19 protein-coding genes and 1 tRNA gene are annotated in these 16,606 nt (G+C 61.5%); 8 read left to right on the top strand and 12 right to left on the bottom strand.

The window, feature by feature from the left end; all coding sequences use genetic code 11:
- The first annotated feature begins 6 nt into the window (after positions 1–6).
- Positions 7–80, top strand: a tRNA-Gly gene (locus tag JNB85_RS05440).
- A gap of 10 nt (positions 81–90) precedes the next feature.
- On the opposite strand, the gene JNB85_RS05435 is transcribed toward JNB85_RS05440, so the two are convergent.
- Positions 91–372 (bottom strand): hypothetical protein, encoded by a 282-nt coding sequence (locus JNB85_RS05435; RefSeq protein WP_220333355.1) that lies wholly within the window; start codon positions 370–372, stop codon positions 91–93.
- 178 nt (positions 373–550) lie between these two features.
- Entirely contained in the window at positions 551–2,551 is a 2,001-nt protein-coding gene (locus tag JNB85_RS05430; RefSeq protein ID WP_220333354.1) for a methyl-accepting chemotaxis protein, read from the bottom strand.
- A 425-nt stretch (positions 2,552–2,976) separates the two neighbouring features.
- Here JNB85_RS05430 and JNB85_RS05425 point away from each other — a divergent pair, with 425 nt between their 5' ends.
- Positions 2,977–3,852, top strand: a complete 876-nt coding sequence (locus JNB85_RS05425) for a transporter substrate-binding domain-containing protein (RefSeq protein ID WP_220333353.1) — start codon at positions 2,977–2,979, stop codon at positions 3,850–3,852.
- A gap of 59 nt (positions 3,853–3,911) precedes the next feature.
- Here the strand turns inward: JNB85_RS05425 and JNB85_RS05420 are convergent, their stop codons facing one another.
- The 5 genes from JNB85_RS05420 to JNB85_RS05400 form a co-directional block, all read right to left on the bottom strand.
- Positions 3,912–4,325 carry a tellurite resistance TerB family protein gene (locus JNB85_RS05420; RefSeq protein ID WP_132652752.1) on the bottom strand — a complete coding sequence of 138 codons (414 nt, stop codon included), beginning with the start codon at positions 4,323–4,325 and terminating at the stop codon, positions 3,912–3,914.
- A gap of 48 nt (positions 4,326–4,373) precedes the next feature.
- Complete coding sequence (locus JNB85_RS05415) at positions 4,374–5,147, bottom strand: thermonuclease family protein (RefSeq protein ID WP_220333352.1); 774 nt, start codon at positions 5,145–5,147, stop codon at positions 4,374–4,376.
- Positions 5,148–5,157: 10 nt separating this feature from the next.
- Entirely contained in the window at positions 5,158–5,823 is a 666-nt protein-coding gene (locus tag JNB85_RS05410) for a S24 family peptidase (protein ID WP_220333351.1), read from the bottom strand.
- A gap of 116 nt (positions 5,824–5,939) precedes the next feature.
- Positions 5,940–6,587: a response regulator gene (locus tag JNB85_RS05405; protein ID WP_220333350.1), complete on the bottom strand. Its 648-nt coding sequence runs from the start codon at positions 6,585–6,587 to the stop codon at positions 5,940–5,942.
- A 90-nt stretch (positions 6,588–6,677) separates the two neighbouring features.
- Positions 6,678–7,076, bottom strand: coding sequence for a hypothetical protein (locus JNB85_RS05400; protein WP_220333349.1), 399 nt, complete (start codon positions 7,074–7,076; stop codon positions 6,678–6,680).
- A 112-nt stretch (positions 7,077–7,188) separates the two neighbouring features.
- Between JNB85_RS05400 and JNB85_RS05395 the strand changes: the two genes are divergently transcribed.
- Both JNB85_RS05395 and JNB85_RS05390 read left to right on the top strand, forming a co-directional pair.
- Entirely contained in the window at positions 7,189–7,542 is a 354-nt protein-coding gene (locus JNB85_RS05395) for a DUF952 domain-containing protein (protein WP_220333348.1), read from the top strand.
- Positions 7,539–8,627 carry a quinone-dependent dihydroorotate dehydrogenase gene (locus JNB85_RS05390; RefSeq protein ID WP_220333347.1) on the top strand — a complete coding sequence of 363 codons (1,089 nt, stop codon included), beginning with the start codon at positions 7,539–7,541 and terminating at the stop codon, positions 8,625–8,627. Before JNB85_RS05395 ends, JNB85_RS05390 begins: the two co-directional genes overlap by 4 nt.
- Here JNB85_RS05390 and JNB85_RS05385 read toward each other — a convergent pair.
- Genes JNB85_RS05385 through JNB85_RS05375 form a run of 3 tightly spaced genes read right to left on the bottom strand, consistent with a single transcriptional unit; the run spans position 8,603 to position 10,747 of the window.
- Positions 8,603–9,949 (bottom strand): MATE family efflux transporter, encoded by a 1,347-nt coding sequence (locus tag JNB85_RS05385; RefSeq protein WP_220333346.1) that lies wholly within the window; start codon positions 9,947–9,949, stop codon positions 8,603–8,605. The two genes, JNB85_RS05390 and JNB85_RS05385, sit on opposite strands and share 25 nt — an antisense overlap.
- A gap of 32 nt (positions 9,950–9,981) precedes the next feature.
- Entirely contained in the window at positions 9,982–10,479 is a 498-nt protein-coding gene (locus JNB85_RS05380) for a CAP domain-containing protein (protein ID WP_220333345.1), read from the bottom strand.
- Position 10,480: 1 nt separating this feature from the next.
- Complete coding sequence (locus JNB85_RS05375) at positions 10,481–10,747, bottom strand: DUF6460 domain-containing protein (protein ID WP_007821228.1); 267 nt, start codon at positions 10,745–10,747, stop codon at positions 10,481–10,483.
- Between the two features lie 140 nt (positions 10,748–10,887).
- Here JNB85_RS05375 and JNB85_RS05370 point away from each other — a divergent pair, with 140 nt between their 5' ends.
- The 3 genes from JNB85_RS05370 to JNB85_RS05360 all read left to right on the top strand — a co-directional run bounded on the left by JNB85_RS05370 (position 10,888) and on the right by JNB85_RS05360 (position 12,914).
- On the top strand, positions 10,888–11,820 hold the full coding sequence (locus JNB85_RS05370) for a class I SAM-dependent DNA methyltransferase (protein ID WP_220333344.1): 933 nt from the start codon (positions 10,888–10,890) through the stop codon (positions 11,818–11,820).
- 193 nt (positions 11,821–12,013) lie between these two features.
- Complete coding sequence (locus JNB85_RS05365) at positions 12,014–12,649, top strand: YitT family protein (protein WP_220333732.1); 636 nt, start codon at positions 12,014–12,016, stop codon at positions 12,647–12,649.
- Between the two features lie 97 nt (positions 12,650–12,746).
- Complete coding sequence (locus tag JNB85_RS05360; RefSeq protein ID WP_220333751.1) at positions 12,747–12,914, top strand: hypothetical protein; 168 nt, start codon at positions 12,747–12,749, stop codon at positions 12,912–12,914.
- Positions 12,915–12,983: 69 nt separating this feature from the next.
- Here the strand turns inward: JNB85_RS05360 and JNB85_RS05355 are convergent, their stop codons facing one another.
- Both JNB85_RS05355 and JNB85_RS05350 read right to left on the bottom strand, forming a co-directional pair.
- Positions 12,984–13,445 (bottom strand): carboxymuconolactone decarboxylase family protein, encoded by a 462-nt coding sequence (locus tag JNB85_RS05355; RefSeq protein WP_220333343.1) that lies wholly within the window; start codon positions 13,443–13,445, stop codon positions 12,984–12,986.
- A 46-nt stretch (positions 13,446–13,491) separates the two neighbouring features.
- Positions 13,492–13,992 carry an RrF2 family transcriptional regulator gene (locus JNB85_RS05350; protein ID WP_220333342.1) on the bottom strand — a complete coding sequence of 167 codons (501 nt, stop codon included), beginning with the start codon at positions 13,990–13,992 and terminating at the stop codon, positions 13,492–13,494.
- A 96-nt stretch (positions 13,993–14,088) separates the two neighbouring features.
- Here JNB85_RS05350 and JNB85_RS05345 point away from each other — a divergent pair, with 96 nt between their 5' ends.
- Entirely contained in the window at positions 14,089–16,599 is a 2,511-nt protein-coding gene (locus JNB85_RS05345; protein WP_220333341.1) for a ligase-associated DNA damage response DEXH box helicase, read from the top strand.
- Positions 16,600–16,606 lie beyond the last annotated feature (7 nt).

The raw sequence follows: 16,606 nt of genomic DNA, 5'->3' as shown, positions 1-16,606 counted from the left end.
CGGTTGGCGGGTGTAGCTCAATGGTAGAGCAGCAGCTTCCCAAGCTGAATACGAGGGTTCGATTCCCTTCACCCGCTCCAGTTTCGCCTCTTAATCATCCCCGAAAATGTTGATCGGCCGGTATTGGCGATGCGTGATCGCAAGGCTGCGGTCCGGGCGGATGATATAGGTCTCCTCCACCTGCCGGCCGTATTGGTCGATGAAGGTGTGTGGGAAGGTCGATCCAACCGGCGATTTCGTGAGTTTCGTGCGCGGCTGGCCATTATAGGTGATGCTGCCAGGGATGGGCTCGATGCCCGGCCCGGTATATTCGACAGTTGTGCAGCCGGCGAGCGTGAGCGCGCCAATGAGGCCAAGTGCGATAAGTTTCATGTCTGGAGCCTTTCCTTCCGCTGCACGGTGTTATTGTAACCCAATTCGCGGAAAGCTCACGATGGAAATGGACCGATCACTTCGATCTGATCTCGCACGCGTCCATCGGTCGGAGAAGGCCATGAAACGCAAATGGGCGGCCGAGGCCGCCCATTTGTGATTCGTTTGGATCTCGTGCTCAGAATTCCGTCCAGTCCGCTTCCTGGCTGCTCGACGGGGCGGCGGCATTGCTCGCGCCGAAGGCGCTGGCGAGTTTCTGACCCAGTGCGCGGGCCGGGGAAGCCTTCGGGCGTGCGGTGCTTTCGGCAACGCGAACCGGGGTTCTGGCGGCTGGTCGTGAGGTAGTGCGTGGCGCGGCGGGCGCCATCGGGATCGGCGCGCTCGCGACGAAGCCGCCGGTGCCCGTCAGGCGGAACTGGCCGAGCAGGTTGTTGAGCGCCGTCGCTTCCGTGGCAAGATTATAGCTTGCCGCAGTGGATTCCTCGACCATGGCGGCATTCTGCTGCGTGCCCTGGTCCATGGTGTTGACGGCGGTGTTGATCTCCTGCAGGCCGATCGACTGTTCGCGGGCGGCTTCGGCGATCGCATGGACATGCTGGTTGATTTCCTGCACCTCATGGACGATCGCATCGAGCGCCTTGCCCGTTTCGCCAACCAGCGAGACGCCGGTTTGAACATGCGTGCCTGACGTGGTGATCAGCGCCTTGATCTCCTTGGCGGCGTTTGCTGAGCGCTGGGCGAGTTCGCGCACTTCCTGGGCGACGACGGCAAAGCCCTTGCCGGCTTCACCCGCGCGCGCAGCCTCGACGCCGGCATTCAGCGCCAGCAGGTTCGTCTGGAAGGCGATATCGTCGATGACACCGATGATATTGCCGATCTCGACGGAAGACTGCTCGATCTGACGCATGGCCGCAACCGCCTTACGGACGACGTCGCCGGATTTCTCTGCACCAAGGCGAGTGCGGGCAACGAGTTGGCTTGCCTCTTCGGCGCGCTTTGCTGCGTCCTTCACCGTCGTGGTGATCTCTTCGAGCGCTGCTGCCGTTTCTTCGACGGACGCTGCCTGCTGCTCGGTGCGCTTCGAAAGCTCGTCGGCAGACGACCTGATTTCGTTGGCGCCGGCGCTAATGGCACGGGCGTTGGAGCCGACCGTGTTCATCGTCTCGTTGAGCTTCTCGACGGAATTGTTGAAGTCCTGGCGCAGCGCATCGAGATGCGCGACGAATGGCGTTTCGATATGCGAGACGAGGTCTCCCGCCGAGAGCCGGCGCAGACCGTCGCCGAGTGCGCTGACCGCCCGCTCGAGCTCGGCAGCTTCCGCGGTCTTCTGTGCCTCACGTTCGCGGCGCTCGTTGTCGCTGAGGCTGCGATCGGCTTCGGCGCGGGCTTCGAGCTGGATGCGCTCGATCGCATTGTCACGGAAGACCGAGACCGCTTCCGCCATCTTGCCGACTTCGTCGCGGCGGTCGAGGCCGGCGATTTCGCTGTCCGTGTCGCCTTCTGCCAGGCCGGTCATCCGGTCGCGCAGCTTTGCCATGGGGGTGGTGATGCCGATCTGGGCGACGACGACACCGAGACCGATGGCGCCGATGACGGCAAGGCCGATCAACGTGAAGCAGAGGTTGATGCGGTCGTTGACGGCGGCCGAGAGCGCGTCGCCGCCGTCGTTGAGCATCGCCATCATCGCATCGTTGTTGGCGATCATCTTCGGCGTCAGCGCGTTGAGCTTGGCATTGATCAGGCCGACATTCGCCAGGGCGCCGGCGCTGTCTTTAGCCTTGCTCTGCTCGATGATCTTGTTCGCCAGAGTTTCGATTTCATCGATACCGGCCTGGATTTCATCGATGGCGGCCTTGCGGCTGGGGACAAGCGTCAGCGCCTGATTCATGCGGTCGCGTGCCTGCGGCAGCTTGCTCGGTGTGGCGATCGCCGCTTGGAACGCGGGCGTATCGGGCTTCATGTCGGCGAGAAGACTGACCTGCAGCACCGAGGCAACGACCGATGCGCTGGCACGCGCACTCAGCATCGAGGCCGTCGCCTCATGATCGATGAAGGCGGAGTAGGCAATGTCAGCTCTGCGAAACTCGGAGATGACGTAGATCAATCCGGCCATCGTGATCAGTCCCAGGAGCGCCACGACCGATATAATTTTTGTGCGGATTTTCAGATGTTTCAGCATGGGAATGTCACCCGATTGGCCGGGCGTGTTGAAAACCCGGTGCTTTTGAAATCACTTGTTGCGGAATGATTCTTCGATATTGCGCTGGCGGGGATACCTGAAGAGGTTCGACACGCGCATCATGCAGTCGGCCGGTGGGTCGATGTCGTCGTGACGAATAAGAGCCGACATTGCTTAATTCCGCGCTAACGGGCTTGGGGTCGCCGTAAATTTCAGGGGTGCGGTTGTGGTTCGCGATTAGCTCCTAAAGAAGCAATTTATGCCGGTATTTTGTTGGGGGCTGGCACCGAGCCTCCGAAAGACGCTTCGAAGGCTGCCGTGCGCTCGCCGTCTGTCACCAGTCAGGTCATATTCCCCGACAGGCATGATTCTGCTACATCTCAGCCCGTGGCCAAGCGCCGCTCTTAATCCCGAGGCAGGTTATAATGATGCTATCTAAACCGGTGTTTCTGGCATTCAGAGGGTTTCTCGTCCTTTGCCTGTTTTCGGTTGTCCTGCTGTCGGCTTTTTCCGTTTTTGCGCAGCAATCGGGCCTGTCCGTGCCGCTGCTTTTCGATTCCCGCGAGCGGCTGGCAAAGCCCGATCTCTCCTCGCTCGTGCGCCTGCGTTTCCTGACCTCGGTGGACTTCCCCCCCTTCAATTTCACCGACCAGAACGGCAAACTCGCAGGCTTTAACGTCGATCTCGCCCGCGAGATTTGCACTGAGCTCGAGATCGCCGACAAATGTCAGATCCAGGCGCTGCCCTTTGCCGACCTGCAGAAGGCGCTTGCCGGCTCGCAGGGTGACGCCGTCATCGCCGGCCTTGCCGTCACGCCCGAGCTGCGCCGCGAATTCCTCTTCTCCCGCCCTTATTTGATGCTGCCGGCCCGCTTCGTCCGCAACATGGGCGCCTCCGTGACCGGAACGACGGCTGCCGGCCTCGCCGGCCATTCCGTCGGCGTCGTCAAGGGCACAGTGCATGAGGCGATGCTGGCGGCCTTTTTCCCCGCTATCAAGGCTCAGGCCTTCGACAATAAGGAAGCGCTGCTGACGGCCTTGAAAGAACGCAAGATCGATGCTGCCTTCGCCGATGCGCTGCAGCTTTCCTTCTGGGTCGCTTCGTCTGCTTCGGACAAATGCTGCGCCCTGTTCGACGGTCCCTATCTGTCCGAGCATTTCCTGGGCGAGGGCATGACGATTATGCTGCGCCAGAACGACAGCGTGCTGACGGCAGCGATCGACCACGCGCTGGCAACCCTCTCGCGCAATGGCCGCCTGCAGGAACTCTATCTGCGTTATTTCCCTTACGGGCTGTATTAAAGCAGTTCCAGCGAAAGTGTAGCGGTTTTGCGTCCGGAATTGCTTGAAGAAAAGCAGTGTCAGCCCTTGCGGAAGCGGGCGATGGCGCTGCGCTCGATGGCAGCGCAGGTCAGCTTGTCGAGGCCGAGACGGTCGCGCAGCAGGCTGAGCAGCCGCAGTTCTTCGGCTTTGACGGAAAGGTCCGCGGAGGCGACTTCGACCGCTAGCGCATAGGCCGTGTCGTAGAGCCGGGCAGGCAACGTATCGCGCACTGTCTCCAGCACCACATCCAGCCCTTCCGGACCGGCCAGCAGCGAGGCGCAGTCGCGGGCGACGGAAATCAGATTGTCGTCGTCGAAATCGCGGAATACCGGCAGGAAGCCGATGAGCTGGCCGATCCTCTCCATTTCCCGGTCGTTCATGGTGCTGTCGACGGCAGATGCCATCACCATCACATAGATCAGCGCATCATGGGCGGAAAGCGGCTTGTTCATGTCTGATTCCCTCTTCGATGAGCGGAGATTAGGAATTGACGGCGGCCATTACAAGGGATCGGCCGTTTCCGGTCGGGTCGCAGCCGCCGGCCTGCGGCGCGGGTCCTCGCCGTGAATGCCTTCCTTCGCCTGTTTTGCCTTTTCGCCCGCGGCGGCAAGCGGTGAGCCCGGCTGCGCCTCTGCCCAGCCGTTGTCCACCAGCCAGGCGCCGATATCCTGCTGCCCCAGCCGGCAGGCCGCAACCGCCATGTCTTCCCATGCGTCGGAACGCAGATCGCAATCGACCGCGCGGTTGCGCAGGTAAAGCCGCAGCGCCGTCTTCGCCATCATGCCGCATGGCCATTGTTTGCCTTGCGAGCCGCAGCTTTTGTCCACCGGCGTCTCGATGACATTGGCGATCTGCAACCTCCGTTTGCCGAAGGAGAAAATACCGGCGCTTTCCACCGTTGGCCGCAGCAGTTCCACGCTGTTCTTTCCGTCCGGTGCGGTCGGCGGGGTCTCGGCCGGCGCGGGAGCGTCTTGCACCATTTTATCCATCGGCGCATTTTCGGCGGGAGCCTTTGCATTTTCAGGTGGAGCCGTCGCCGGTTCCGATGGCGCAGGCTCCGTCGCCCGGGCGATCAGCGCCGCATCCTCATCCGTCAGAGATCCAGGCGGTTTTGCCGTATCGGCATTTGCAGCGGGCGGTGCCGCGGCCACGCTGCCGGCATCGGCATCCAGAGCCGATCCGCCGCCCCTGTTGAGCCGCGCTTGCCCGGCCAGCAGCAGGCCGGCCACGATCGCCATCCCCGCGACACCTGTGACGAAGGCTGCAGGGCGCATGATTATTTTCCTATTGACTGGCCCAGATAATGCGGGCGATCCATTCGACGTCGGAAAGCTCGATCGTCCGGTTAGGATGCTCGGGGTTGAGCGACAAAAGTTCGATGGAGCGCGGGCTCTGGCGCAGGAGCACCTTGGCCATCACCTCACCCTCGCGAGTCTTGACGACGACACGGTCGTTGCGGCGCACCTGCGCACCGGGCTCCACGATCAGCACATCGCCGTCTCGATAGAGCGGCATCATGCTCTCGCCCTGTACCTCAAGCGCATAGACGCCGGCCTTCTGCGAGGGACCGGCCGGAAATTCCACCACATCCCAGCCCTGGCCGGCAGGAAAGCCGCCATCGTCGAAAAAGCCGCCGGCGCCTGCCTGCGCAAAGCCGAGCAGCGGAATGGAACTTCCCTGTGAGGCAAAAATACCTTCGGGCAGGCTGGCGGCAGTACTCGCCGGCCGCATGAAGCCGAGGAATTGCTCCATGCTCGCCCCCGTCGCCTCCAGCACCTTGGCGATGGATTCCGTCGAAGGCCAGCGCAGGCGTCCGTCTGACGAAAGACGTTTGGATTTGTTGAAGGAGGTCGGATCGAGCCCCGCCCGTCGCGCAAGACCAGACGGCGTCAGGTCATGCCCTTCGGCAAGTCTGTCGATCGCTCCCCAGATCTGCTCATGTGACAGCATATGCGTCCGGTCCCGCGGTCCGTCCGGCCGCTTTCTATCGCCGGCAGATTAACCGAGGCATTTCCCCGAGTAAAGCGAAAATGAGGAATAAAATCCTGTCTGGCAGAGGGTTTGGCTCAGGCGACCATCGCCATATTGATCTTGCCGAGCTGGATGACCGCCTGCGTACGGCTATCGACGTTGAGCTTCAGGAGGATCGCCGAGACATGCGCCTTGATCGTCGCTTCGGAAACGCCGAGTTCGTAGGCGATCTGCTTGTTCAAGAGCCCTTCGCCGAGCATGGTCAGCACCCGGCTCTGCTGCGGTGTCAGCGTATGCAGGCGGTGGATGAGATCTGCGACATCAGGGTCCTGTTCCTGTCCGTCGCGATAGCTCTCCGGCGTGGCAATGTCGCCCGCGAGAACCGTCAGGATACTGCGGCGGATATCCTCGATGCCCGAGGATTTCGAAATGAAACCGGAAGCGCCGAGCTCCAGCGCCCGGCGGATCGTCGTGGTGTCATCGGTTGCCGAGATGATGACGATCGGCAGGCTGACGAATTCGGAGCGCAGCGCCATGAGGCCGGAGAAACCGCTTACTCCAGGCATAGCGAGATCGAGCAGCATCAGGTCCGCATCCGGGTGCTCGGCCGCGGCCGTTCCTGCCGCGGAGAAATCCCCGGCTTCGACGATCTCCTGCCGTCCGTCCATGCCGGTCACCGCCTGACGCAACGCGTCGCGGAAAAGCGGGTGGTCGTCGGCGATGATGATGGTCTGTTCCTGCATCGAAAACTCCCTCCCAAGAGCTCGACCCCGTAGGTCCTGTCCTGCTTCCCTGCGCGAACATGACTTTCTACTTATATGAGTATAACCGGGTCAACTCCGCTGCGGAAGAGGATTGGCCTCATCCTCAGCCCGGAATTCCCGAACTATACCCATGAAACTGCGCATCATCCGCTCCATGATGCCGATCGAGCGGTCGACTTCCGCATCCGTCGGCAAGGCGGGCCGGGCGGCTGTATTCTTCTCCAGCGCGCTCACCCGGTCGGCAAGCCGGTCGAGTTCGTCCTCGTAAGCCGCGCGTTCATCGGCCGCCATGCGGCAGACCAGCGCCCCGTCCTTCTCAGTACAGAGCGACATGGCCCCCGTTTGCCGGTCGAGGCGCACGAAATGATCGCCGCTGCGCTCGAGCTGGAAGCGCGTCGCATCGGGCTCCGCTGCCATTGCCGCAAGCGGCAGAAGACCGGCGGCAAGCGTGATTGCAAATGCCTTCATCGTCTCATCCTCCGCAAAGCATGGTGCCTGTCCGTTTTTGCGCCTACAGGCGTGGACATCGCCGTCTCTTTCGGGCAAAGCCCTCATCAACAAGGCCACTAACGGGACCATCATGACCGCGACACCGACCCTTTACAAGATCGTGCCGGAGGCGCTCTGGCAGGAAGCCAGACAAACCGGCGTTTTTCATGGCGCCGGGATCGATCTCAAGGACGGCTTCATCCATTTCTCGACGGCAGATCAGGTCAAGCAGACGGCAGCCCTGCATTTTGCCGGCCAGACCGGTCTGGTCCTCGTCGCCGTCGATGGCCGCAGTTTCGGCGACAAACTGCTCTTCGAACCCTCGCGCGGCGGCGCGCTCTTCCCGCATCTTTATGCCAATCTGCCGCTTTCGGCCGTGCTTTGGGAGGCGGCCCTGCCGCTCGATGATGCCGGCGCCCACATCTTTCCGGAGCTCGCACCGTGATCGATCCTTTCAAGCGCATCGCCCGCCGTGGCCTCTTTCTCTTTGATCCCGAAACCGCGCATGGCATGTCGGTCGCGGCGCTGAAGTCAGGCGTCGTGCCTGCCTGCCGCATCGCGCCGGATCCGCGCCTGCGCCAGACCGTTGCCAACATCGACTTTCCCAACCCGCTCGGCATGGCTGCGGGCTATGATAAGAACGCCGAAGTGCCGGAAGCGCTGCTGAAGCTCGGCTTCGGTTTCACCGAGATCGGCACCGTCACGCCGAAGCCGCAATCCGGCAATCCGCGCCCGCGCATCTTCCGCCTTGTCGAGGATGAAGGTGTCATCAACCGCCTCGGCTTCAACAATGAAGGCCATGAAGCAGCCTTCCGCCGTCTTACGCAGATCGGCCGCGCCGGCATCGTCGGCGTCAATATCGGCGCCAACAAGGACAGCGAAGACCGCATTGCCGATTACGTCGCCGGTATCCGCCGCTTCTATTCCGTCGCCCGCTATTTCACCGCCAATATTTCCTCGCCCAATACGCCAGGCCTGCGCGACCTGCAGGCGCGCGAAAGCCTCGCGGCCCTGCTGTCGGCCGTGCTGACCGCACGCGACGAGGAAGCTGAAAAAGCCGGCCGAAAAATCCCGATCTTCCTGAAGATCGCCCCTGATCTTACCGAAGAGGGCATGGATGACATTGCCGCGGAGGCGCTGTCGCGTGAGCTGGATGGGCTCATCGTTTCCAATACGACGCTTTCACGCGACGGCTTGAAAGATCAGCTCCAGGCGAAGGAGGCTGGCGGTCTCTCCGGCGCGCCGCTGTTTGAGAAGTCGACGGTCGTTCTTGCTAAGATGCGCAAGCGTGTCGGTTCAGCCCTGCCGATCATCGGGGTCGGAGGCGTCTCCTCGGCTGAAACGGCGCTGGAAAAGGTCAGGGCAGGGGCCGATCTCGTGCAGCTCTATTCCTGCATGGTCTATGAAGGCCCCGGCCTTCCCGGCATGATCGTGCGCGGCCTGTCGAAGCTCATCGATCGAGAGAAGGTTGCCTCGATACGGGATATCAGGGACAGCCGTGCCGATTACTGGGCGGCCCGGAAGGTCTGAGCCGCGCGCGGCTTGATCAGCACCACCAGGAAGAAACCGCGAAACAGCAGGAAGGCATTCATCGCCAGCCAAAGGCCGTGATTGCCGAACAGCGGCACGAAGACGGCAAGCATGGCGAGATATCCAGCAAAGGACATGAGCATGCGGTTACGCATGTCGACAGACCACGTCGCGCCGATGAAGACACCGTCCATCAGGAAGGCGAGCGCGCCCGTCAGCCCCGTTATCGCGGCCCAGGGCAGATAGGTCTCGGCCGCTGCCTGGACCTCCGGCGAACTGGTCAGGCCGGAGATCAGAGTGGGTCCGGCGAAATAGAAGAAGGCGGAAATGATCGCCGCCAGGCCGAAGGACCAGAGGGCCGTGAGCCTCAAACCGCGGTCGAAGGCCGGCCGGTATCGCGCGCCGATCGCCCGCCCGGTGATCTGTTCGGCGGCATTGGCAAGCCCGTCGAGATAATAGCCCGACAGCAGGAAGAAGTTCATCAGCACCGCGTTGGCCGCAAGGGTAATGGCGCCGAAGCTGGTGCCGATGCGGGTCATGATCGCGAAGGAGCCGATCAGCACGAAGGTGCGGATCAGGATGTCGCGGTTCAGTGCGAAAAGTTCGGCGAGTTTGCTGCGCGAAAAGATCTCCGTCCGGCTTGGCCGGTATGCGCTGTCGAAGCCGCGCATCACGATGAAGAGACCGGCAAGCGCGCCCGCCGTTTCGCCCGCCATCGTGCCCCAGGCGACACCCGAAACGCCCCAGTCGAGGGACAGGCCGAGATAGATGGAAAGCAGGATGTTGATGCCGTTGATCAGCGCCTGCAGCAACAGCCCTGTCCGCCCTTGTCCGCGCCCGAGCACGAAACCGAGCAGCGCGTAATTGGCAAGCGCTGCCGGCGCCGCGAGGATGCGGATCGAGAAATAGGTAGTGGTCGCTTCGGCAATCCGTCCTTCCGCGCCCATCAGCTTCAGACCGACAAGGATCAGCAGCGGTGACAGCAGCAGAAGGGCCAGACCGGAGCCGAGCGCGGAGACCATCGCCCGCCAGAAGACGGCCTGCTGCTCATGCGCGTCACGCCGCCCGAGCGCCTGCGCCGTCAGGCCGGTGGTCGAGGCGCGCAGGAAATTGAAGCTACCCATGATGAGATCGAACAGCATGGCGCCGATGGCAAGCCCCGCCAGCGCTTCCGGATCGCCCATATGGCCGACGACGGCGGTGTTGGTGATGCCGAGCAGCGGCGTGGTCATGAAGCCCAGCGTCATCGGAATGGCGATCGACAGCACCATCCGGTGCGTCACGTCGAAGGCCAATGTATTTCTGTTGCCGCCGGTATCCATATCCGCCTCGTGAGGATCGAGGCGGAATCGCCTCAGCTGGAAAGTACCATGGCCCAATAGGGCAGGTTCTTGGAAGACGTATTATGTGCAACGGCAACGCCAAGACCGCTATAGCGCCCGAGCATATTTTCCAGATGATGGGGGGAATTGATCCAGGCGGTGACGACCGCATCGACGCTCTGCTGACCGGAAGCGATATTTTCGGCAGCCGGCAGGGCAACACCGCTCGCCTTCACGCGGGCGCCGAAACTGTCCGTCATGCCCATCACATGCTTCATCCTGCCCGCACTTGCCATGCGCTTGGCCTGGAAGATGGCGGCGGCACTTGCATGCGGATCGACGCTGAGCGGCGGCAGGCCGTTCTTGGCGCGAAGCTGGTTGACGAGCGGCAGTGCCGAGGCGGTCTCGTCTGCGGCATTGGAAGGCGTGGTCGCAAGCTTCGGAGTCGTGGTGCAGCCGGCAATGCCGGCCACGAATGCGAGGCCCGAAAGTTGCAGCAGGCCGCGGCGAGAAAGGATGATTGAGCTCATGTTATTTGCGATAGCTGAAAAGACGGATGATGATGAAGATCGGGATGACGATGGTGGCGCCGAGGATCAGATAGTCGCCGACGCGGCCGAGCGCAGAGAAGCCCTGCCGCCATAGATGGATGACGAAATCGCGGAAATTGTAGATGAGCTCCCAGGGCGTAAGGCCGAAGATGGCCATGACGAAGCCGACGATCAGCGACACCACCAAAAGCTTGATGATCGTGCGGCCAATGGAATCGCCGAGGAACCTGTTCACCTGATCGGACATGCGCCATCTCCTGTTTGCCTTGAGATACGGTCGCGGCGATTCGCCCGCAAGCCTTTTCCGACAAGACAGCACCGCCTCTGAAATAGGACTTGAGTTTTTTTGTGGCCGAAGCCAAATGCCGCCAGCCAAAGGGTCCGACCATGCAGCCAAGCCAGCTTTCCTCGGGTGATGTCATTGCCGACCGCCGTGCCGACTATGCGAAGATGCTCGACGAGGGCGGCGAAGCGGAAGCGGCAGCCGAACTGATGGAGCAGGCGCTGGAATTGGCACCGGCCTGGGCAGCAGGCTGGTATCGCCTCGCCACATACCGCGAAAAAGCGGGCAGGGCCGATACGGCCGTCGAAGCCTATCGCCGCACGTTGGAGCTTGACCCCGACGATATCTTCGGCGCCGGCCTGAAACTTGCCTTGCTCGGCGATGCCGAAATGCCGGCGCAGCCGTCGAGCCACTATGTCGAGCGTCTCTTCGATGATTATGCCGATCGCTTCGAGACCTCGCTCGTGGAGAAGCTGGATTATTCCGTCCCGCAGAAGATCGCCGCGCTCGTTGCGTCTACCGGCCGACACTATCAGCGTGCCGTCGATCTCGGCTGCGGTACGGGCCTGCTCGGTCCGCAAATCCGCGCTCATGTCACAGAGCTCGAAGGCTTCGACCTCTCGCAGAACATGCTGGCGAAGGCTGCGGAAAAGCGTGTCTATGACCATCTCGCCCAGGCAGATCTGTCGCTGCCGGCCAACACCTCCGGCCTCTTTACAGATGGTCCACGGCACCGCGCCGATCTCGTCACCGCCGCCGATGTGCTGATGTATCTCGGCAATCTGGAAAGTGTCTTCGCGATCGTCGAGACGCTTGCCGCACCAGGCGCCGATTTCGTCTTTTCAGTCGAAGATGCCGGCGATGGAGAGGGTTTCTACCTGGCCCCGTCGCTGCGCTATGCCCATTCTGAAATCTATGTGAAAGGGCTCGCGGCAGCGCACGGTCTCGAAATCCGTGATATCGTCAAAACGACCATTCGCAAAGATGGCGGCAAACCGGTTTCCGGTATTCTGTTCCTTACGTGCAAGACCATCTGAACGCATGTTTCTTGCGATTTTAAAATAGGTCAGCATTACTTACATATTTCGCTTGCGTGCGGCCTTGTAAGGCCTGATAATTCGGCCATTCCGCGAGAAAGCGATGCGCTCCAAGCGCAGCACGCGCCGCATTCACCCTTACATCCCCTCTACCTCCGGTCTGACCGGAGCAGCCGCCATCGGAGATCGCGACATGAGCCAGCTCATCAGTGCCCTCGGTTTCTGGAATACCACTGCGACCCGTCACACGCCGATCGAGGATGTGCAGGGCATATTCTCCGGCAGCCTCGTTTCCGCTCTCGGTCTTTACGTTCTCGCCAGCGCCGGCCTCCTCACCGGCAGCACCGCCGGCATTGCCTTTCTGTTGCATTACGCAGTCGGCGTGAATTTCGGCCTCGCCTTCTTCCTGCTGAACCTGCCATTCTTCTATCTTTCGTGGAAGCGCCTCGGCATGGCCTTCACGATCAAGACCTTCATCGCCATCGGCCTCACCTCGGCGCTGACCAGCCTGCAGCCGAAGGTCATGGAAATCGCCGCCATCCATCCGGCCTGGGCGGCGCTTCTTGGCGGCCTGCTGCTCGGCTTCGGCCTTCTGGCGCTCTATCGTCATCGCGCCAGCCTCGGCGGTGTCGGCATTCTCGGCGTTTATATGCAGGAGCGTTTCGGCATCCGCGCCGGACTTGTGCAGCTCGCCATCGACATGTGCGTGCTGGCTGCCGCCTTCTTCGTCACCACGCCGCCGGTCGTCTTCTATTCCGTGCTCGGTGCGGTCGTTCTCAATCTCTTCGTCGCCATCAACCACCGCGCCGACCGCTACATCGCTTTGTAACCTTACAAAACCGTAAGCCGTTCTAAACAAAACGTAACTTGCCTGTGATCGACCCTGGCGCGACACTTTCCTTGCGCCGGATATGATGAGGTAAGCTATGTCAGATTTGGAAAAGCTTGTCAGACGCCGCATGCAGGAAGAATACGCCAAGGGTTCTTCTGCAGAGGAAATCGCCAAGGTCGTTCGCGACATATTCAACAGTACGGACCTGTCGGCCAAGCGGCCTGGAGCCGTTGCTATCGGGGCCGTGACGGACCACGGGTGACCATAAGGTCAACCGACCCGAGAACTTCGGGCCGGCCACCGGGGATGAATTCCCTGTCGACGGAATCGATCAGGCCGCCTTCTGCGGCGCATCGATCGGATGCTGGCTGCGGAAGCCGACGGCAAGCCGGTTCCAGATATTAATCGTGCCGATCGCAACCGTGATCTTGGTCATTTCCTCTTCGGAAAAATGCGCCTTCAGGGCCTCGTAATCGGCATCCGGTGCACCGGTTTGTGCAATCTTCGTCACCGCATCGACCCAGCCGAGCAAGGCGCGTTCACGGGCGTCGTAAACCGGCGATTCCCGCCAGACGCACATCAGGTTGATCCACTGTTCGGAAAGCCCGTGATGGCGCGCCTCCTTCGAATGCATGTCGACACAATAGGCGCAGCCGTTGATCTGCGAAGCGCGAAGCTTGATCAGGTGAATGAAACGCTTATCCAGTCCGGATTCCTGAACATACTGCTCCAGCGCGGCGACGGCCTTATAGGCATCCGGAGCGGCTTTGCCGAAGTTGAAACGTGCTTGCATGGTATTTTCTCCTTGTGTTTGGAATTGGGGTTGGTTTTATCGAGGCTCAGCGAGCCGCTTTTCTTTCATGCATTTCCATGAAGGCGCAGCCTCTGGCGGCGATCCCACCGTCATCGTCTGCGGAAAGTTCAGCCAGGATATCGGCGATGCTGGTGCTTGCGAGTTCGGCGCGATAGGCGCGTTCGGCTCTGAGCATCGCCGCCGCGATCTGGCAGGGCTTGGTGAAATAGCGCTGCGGCAATGGGTTCGGCCCTCGCTGGCGGATTTCTGAACAGCGGAAGGCAGGCGTAGGTCCCTCGACCGCGAGCACGATATCGAGCAGCGAAATATCCTCCGGCTTCTTCGCCAGCCGATAACCGCCCTTCGGCCCCGGCACTGTCTCCAGAATTCCGGCTCCGGAAAGCGCCTGCAGATGCTTCAAGAGATAGCTCGTCGAGACACCGTGAAATTCGGCGAGGGCTGCTGCCGATAGCACGCCGCCCGCCGAAAGCCCTGATAGGACCGCCACGCAATGAATGCTCTGTTCGACGCCGTCACCAAGTTTCACAGCCAATCTCCTTTAATCGTGGATATTATTTATCCATGATTATGCCAAGGAGTCAATACCGCTTCTATTCGCCCGCGTTTGAACTACATTTGCCCCGTGGATCAGATCGATGCCGAGACCAGCCTTGCCTTGCCCACACCCTTCCTTCGCTGGTTCGCGGAAAAGGGCTGGCGCCCGCGCGCCCACCAGCTCGAATTGCTGGCCCGTGCCGAAGCGGGTGAGAGCACGCTGCTCATTGCTCCGACCGGCGCCGGCAAGACGCTAGCCGGCTTCCTGCCGTCGCTGACCGACCTCACGCGCCGCGGCAAGACCCCGCCGGGCTCGGCCTTCACCGGCATCCACACGCTTTACGTCTCGCCGCTGAAGGCGCTGGCCGTCGATATCGAGCGCAATCTCATGAAGCCCGTTACCGAGATGGGCTTGCCGATATCGATCGAGAACCGCACCGGCGATACGCCAAACGCCAAACGCCAGCGCCAGAAGCTCAACCCGCCTGACATACTCCTGACGACGCCGGAGCAGGTGGCGCTGCTTCTGGCAAACCGGGAGGCGGAGCGCTTCTTCAAGGATTTGAAATATGTCATCTTCGACGAACTCCACTCGCTCGTTACCTCAAAGCGCGGCCATATGCTCTCGCTCGGCCTTGGCCGGCTGCGCAGGCTTGCACCCGATCTGAAGACGATCGGCCTTTCGGCGACCGTCGCCGATCCCCTCGATCTGCAGAAATGGCTCGTGGCGCAGGTGCAGGGAAGGGAAAATCACGCCAGCCTCGTCCTCGTTGACGGCGGCGCCAAGCCCGATATCTCCATCCTCGATACCGAAGAGCATATTCCCTGGGCGGGCCATTCCGCCAAATACGCCATTCCGGACGTCTATCGGCAGCTGATCGACCATCAGACCACACTGCTCTTCGTCAATACCCGCTCGCAGGCCGAAATGCTGTTTCAGGAGCTCTGGACCGTCAACGAGGAGAACCTGCCGATCGCGCTCCACCACGGTTCGCTGGATGTTGCCCAGCGCCGCAAGGTCGAAGCCGCCATGGCAGCCAACAAGCTGCGGGCCGTCGTCGCCACCTCGACGCTCGACCTCGGCATCGACTGGGGTGATGTCGATCTCGTCATCCATGTCGGCGCGCCGAAAGGCGCTTCACGTCTTGCCCAGCGCATCGGCCGCGCCAATCACCGCATGGACGAACCGTCGAAGGCGATCCTCGTTCCCGCCAACCGTTTCGAGGTGATGGAGTGCCAGGCGGCACTCGATGCGAATTACATCGGCGCGCAGGATACACCTTCCGTCGGCCGCGGCGGGCTTGATGTGCTCGCCCAGCACGTGCTCGGCATGGCCTGCGCCGAACCTTTCGATATGCTGGAGCTCTATGACGAGATCACCAGCGCCTCGCCCTATGCCGATCTTTCATGGGAGACGTTCGAGCGCGTCGTCGATTTCGTCGCGACCGGCGGTTATGCCCTTCGCACCTATGAGCGCTATGCCCGCATCCGCAAGACCAAGGAGGGCCGCTGGCGTGTCTCCAATCCGCAGGTCGCCCAGCAATATCGCCTGAACCTCGGCACCATCGTCGAAGATCCGATGCTGAACATCCGCATGACCAAACGCGGCGAGGGCGGCAGGCTCGGCCGCCCCGGGGCTGTGCTTGGCAAGGTGGAGGAATATTTCCTTGAACAGCTCGCACCGGGCGACACCTTCATCTTCTCCGGCAAGGTATTGCGTTTTGAGGGTATCAGGGAGAGCGAGGCGCTGGTCAGTCCGGCCTATTCCTTCGATCCGAAAATCCCGTCCTATAACGGCGGCAAGTTTCCGCTCTCGACCTATCTCGCCGATCAGGTCCGCTCTATGCTGGATGATCCGGACCGCTGGCACCGACTGCCGGATCAGGTGCGCGACTGGCTCTCGCTGCAGAAGGAAAAGTCCCTGCTGCCGAAGCACGACGAGCTGCTGATCGAGACCTTCCCCCGCGGCAGCCGCGGCTACATGGTCATCTATCCCTTCGAAGGACGGCTGGCGCATCAGACGCTCGGCATGCTGCTGACCAGGCGTCTGGACAGGGCCGGGGCAAAACCCCTCGGCTTCGTCGCCACGGACTATTCTCTCGGCATCTGGGGGCTGGAGGATCTCGGCCTGATGATCGCCAATGGCCGCCTCAGCCTCTCCGATCTCTTCGATGAGGACATGCTGGGAGACGATCTGGAATCCTGGCTGAACGAATCCTTCCTTTTGAAGCGCACCTTCCGCAATTGCGCCGTGATTGCAGGCTTGATCGAACGGCGCCATCCGGGCAAGGAAAAGACCGGCCGGCAGATCACCGTCTCGGCCGACCTGATCTACGATGTGCTCAGAACCCACGAGCCCGACCACATCCTGCTGCAGGCGACGCGACAGGACGCGGCATCGGGACTTTTGGATATTTCCCGGCTTGGCGATATGCTGAAGCGAATCAGAGGCCATATCACCCATCGGCCGCTGGACCATATCTCGCCGCTTGCCGTGCCGGTCATGCTGGAAATCGGCAGAGAATCGGTGCCGGGTCAGGCTCATGACGCACTGCTTGCCGAAGCCGCCGACGACCTGATCGCCGAGGCGATGGGCTGATGAGCGG

Source organism: Rhizobium mesosinicum, assembly GCF_019511345.1.
Classification (GTDB): Bacteria; Pseudomonadota; Alphaproteobacteria; order Rhizobiales; family Rhizobiaceae; genus Rhizobium; species Rhizobium mesosinicum.
This window is presented reverse-complemented; position numbering and strand designations above follow the sequence as displayed.

Excerpts from the sequence above, each read along its gene's own strand:
- JNB85_RS05355 (WP_220333343.1), bottom strand. The coding sequence starts at position 13,445 with ATGCAAGCACGTTTCAACTTCGGCAAAGCCGCTCCGGATGCCTATAAG.
- JNB85_RS05395 (WP_220333348.1), top strand. The coding sequence starts at position 7,189 with ATGACCGCGACACCGACCCTTTACAAGATCGTGCCGGAGGCGCTCTGG.
- JNB85_RS05365 (WP_220333732.1), top strand. The coding sequence starts at position 12,014 with ATGAGCCAGCTCATCAGTGCCCTCGGTTTCTGGAATACCACTGCGACC.
- JNB85_RS05360 (WP_220333751.1), top strand. The coding sequence starts at position 12,747 with ATGTCAGATTTGGAAAAGCTTGTCAGACGCCGCATGCAGGAAGAATAC.
- JNB85_RS05385 (WP_220333346.1), bottom strand. The coding sequence starts at position 9,949 with ATGGATACCGGCGGCAACAGAAATACATTGGCCTTCGACGTGACGCAC.
- JNB85_RS05415 (WP_220333352.1), bottom strand. The coding sequence starts at position 5,147 with ATGCGCCCTGCAGCCTTCGTCACAGGTGTCGCGGGGATGGCGATCGTG.
- JNB85_RS05375 (WP_007821228.1), bottom strand. The coding sequence starts at position 10,747 with ATGTCCGATCAGGTGAACAGGTTCCTCGGCGATTCCATTGGCCGCACG.
- JNB85_RS05410 (WP_220333351.1), bottom strand. The coding sequence starts at position 5,823 with ATGCTGTCACATGAGCAGATCTGGGGAGCGATCGACAGACTTGCCGAA.
- JNB85_RS05420 (WP_132652752.1), bottom strand. The coding sequence starts at position 4,325 with ATGAACAAGCCGCTTTCCGCCCATGATGCGCTGATCTATGTGATGGTG.
- JNB85_RS05380 (WP_220333345.1), bottom strand. The coding sequence starts at position 10,479 with ATGAGCTCAATCATCCTTTCTCGCCGCGGCCTGCTGCAACTTTCGGGC.
- JNB85_RS05435 (WP_220333355.1), bottom strand. The coding sequence starts at position 372 with ATGAAACTTATCGCACTTGGCCTCATTGGCGCGCTCACGCTCGCCGGC.
- JNB85_RS05425 (WP_220333353.1), top strand. The coding sequence starts at position 2,977 with ATGATGCTATCTAAACCGGTGTTTCTGGCATTCAGAGGGTTTCTCGTC.
- JNB85_RS05370 (WP_220333344.1), top strand. The coding sequence starts at position 10,888 with ATGCAGCCAAGCCAGCTTTCCTCGGGTGATGTCATTGCCGACCGCCGT.
- JNB85_RS05405 (WP_220333350.1), bottom strand. The coding sequence starts at position 6,587 with ATGCAGGAACAGACCATCATCATCGCCGACGACCACCCGCTTTTCCGC.
- JNB85_RS05400 (WP_220333349.1), bottom strand. The coding sequence starts at position 7,076 with ATGAAGGCATTTGCAATCACGCTTGCCGCCGGTCTTCTGCCGCTTGCG.
- JNB85_RS05430 (WP_220333354.1), bottom strand. The coding sequence starts at position 2,551 with ATGCTGAAACATCTGAAAATCCGCACAAAAATTATATCGGTCGTGGCG.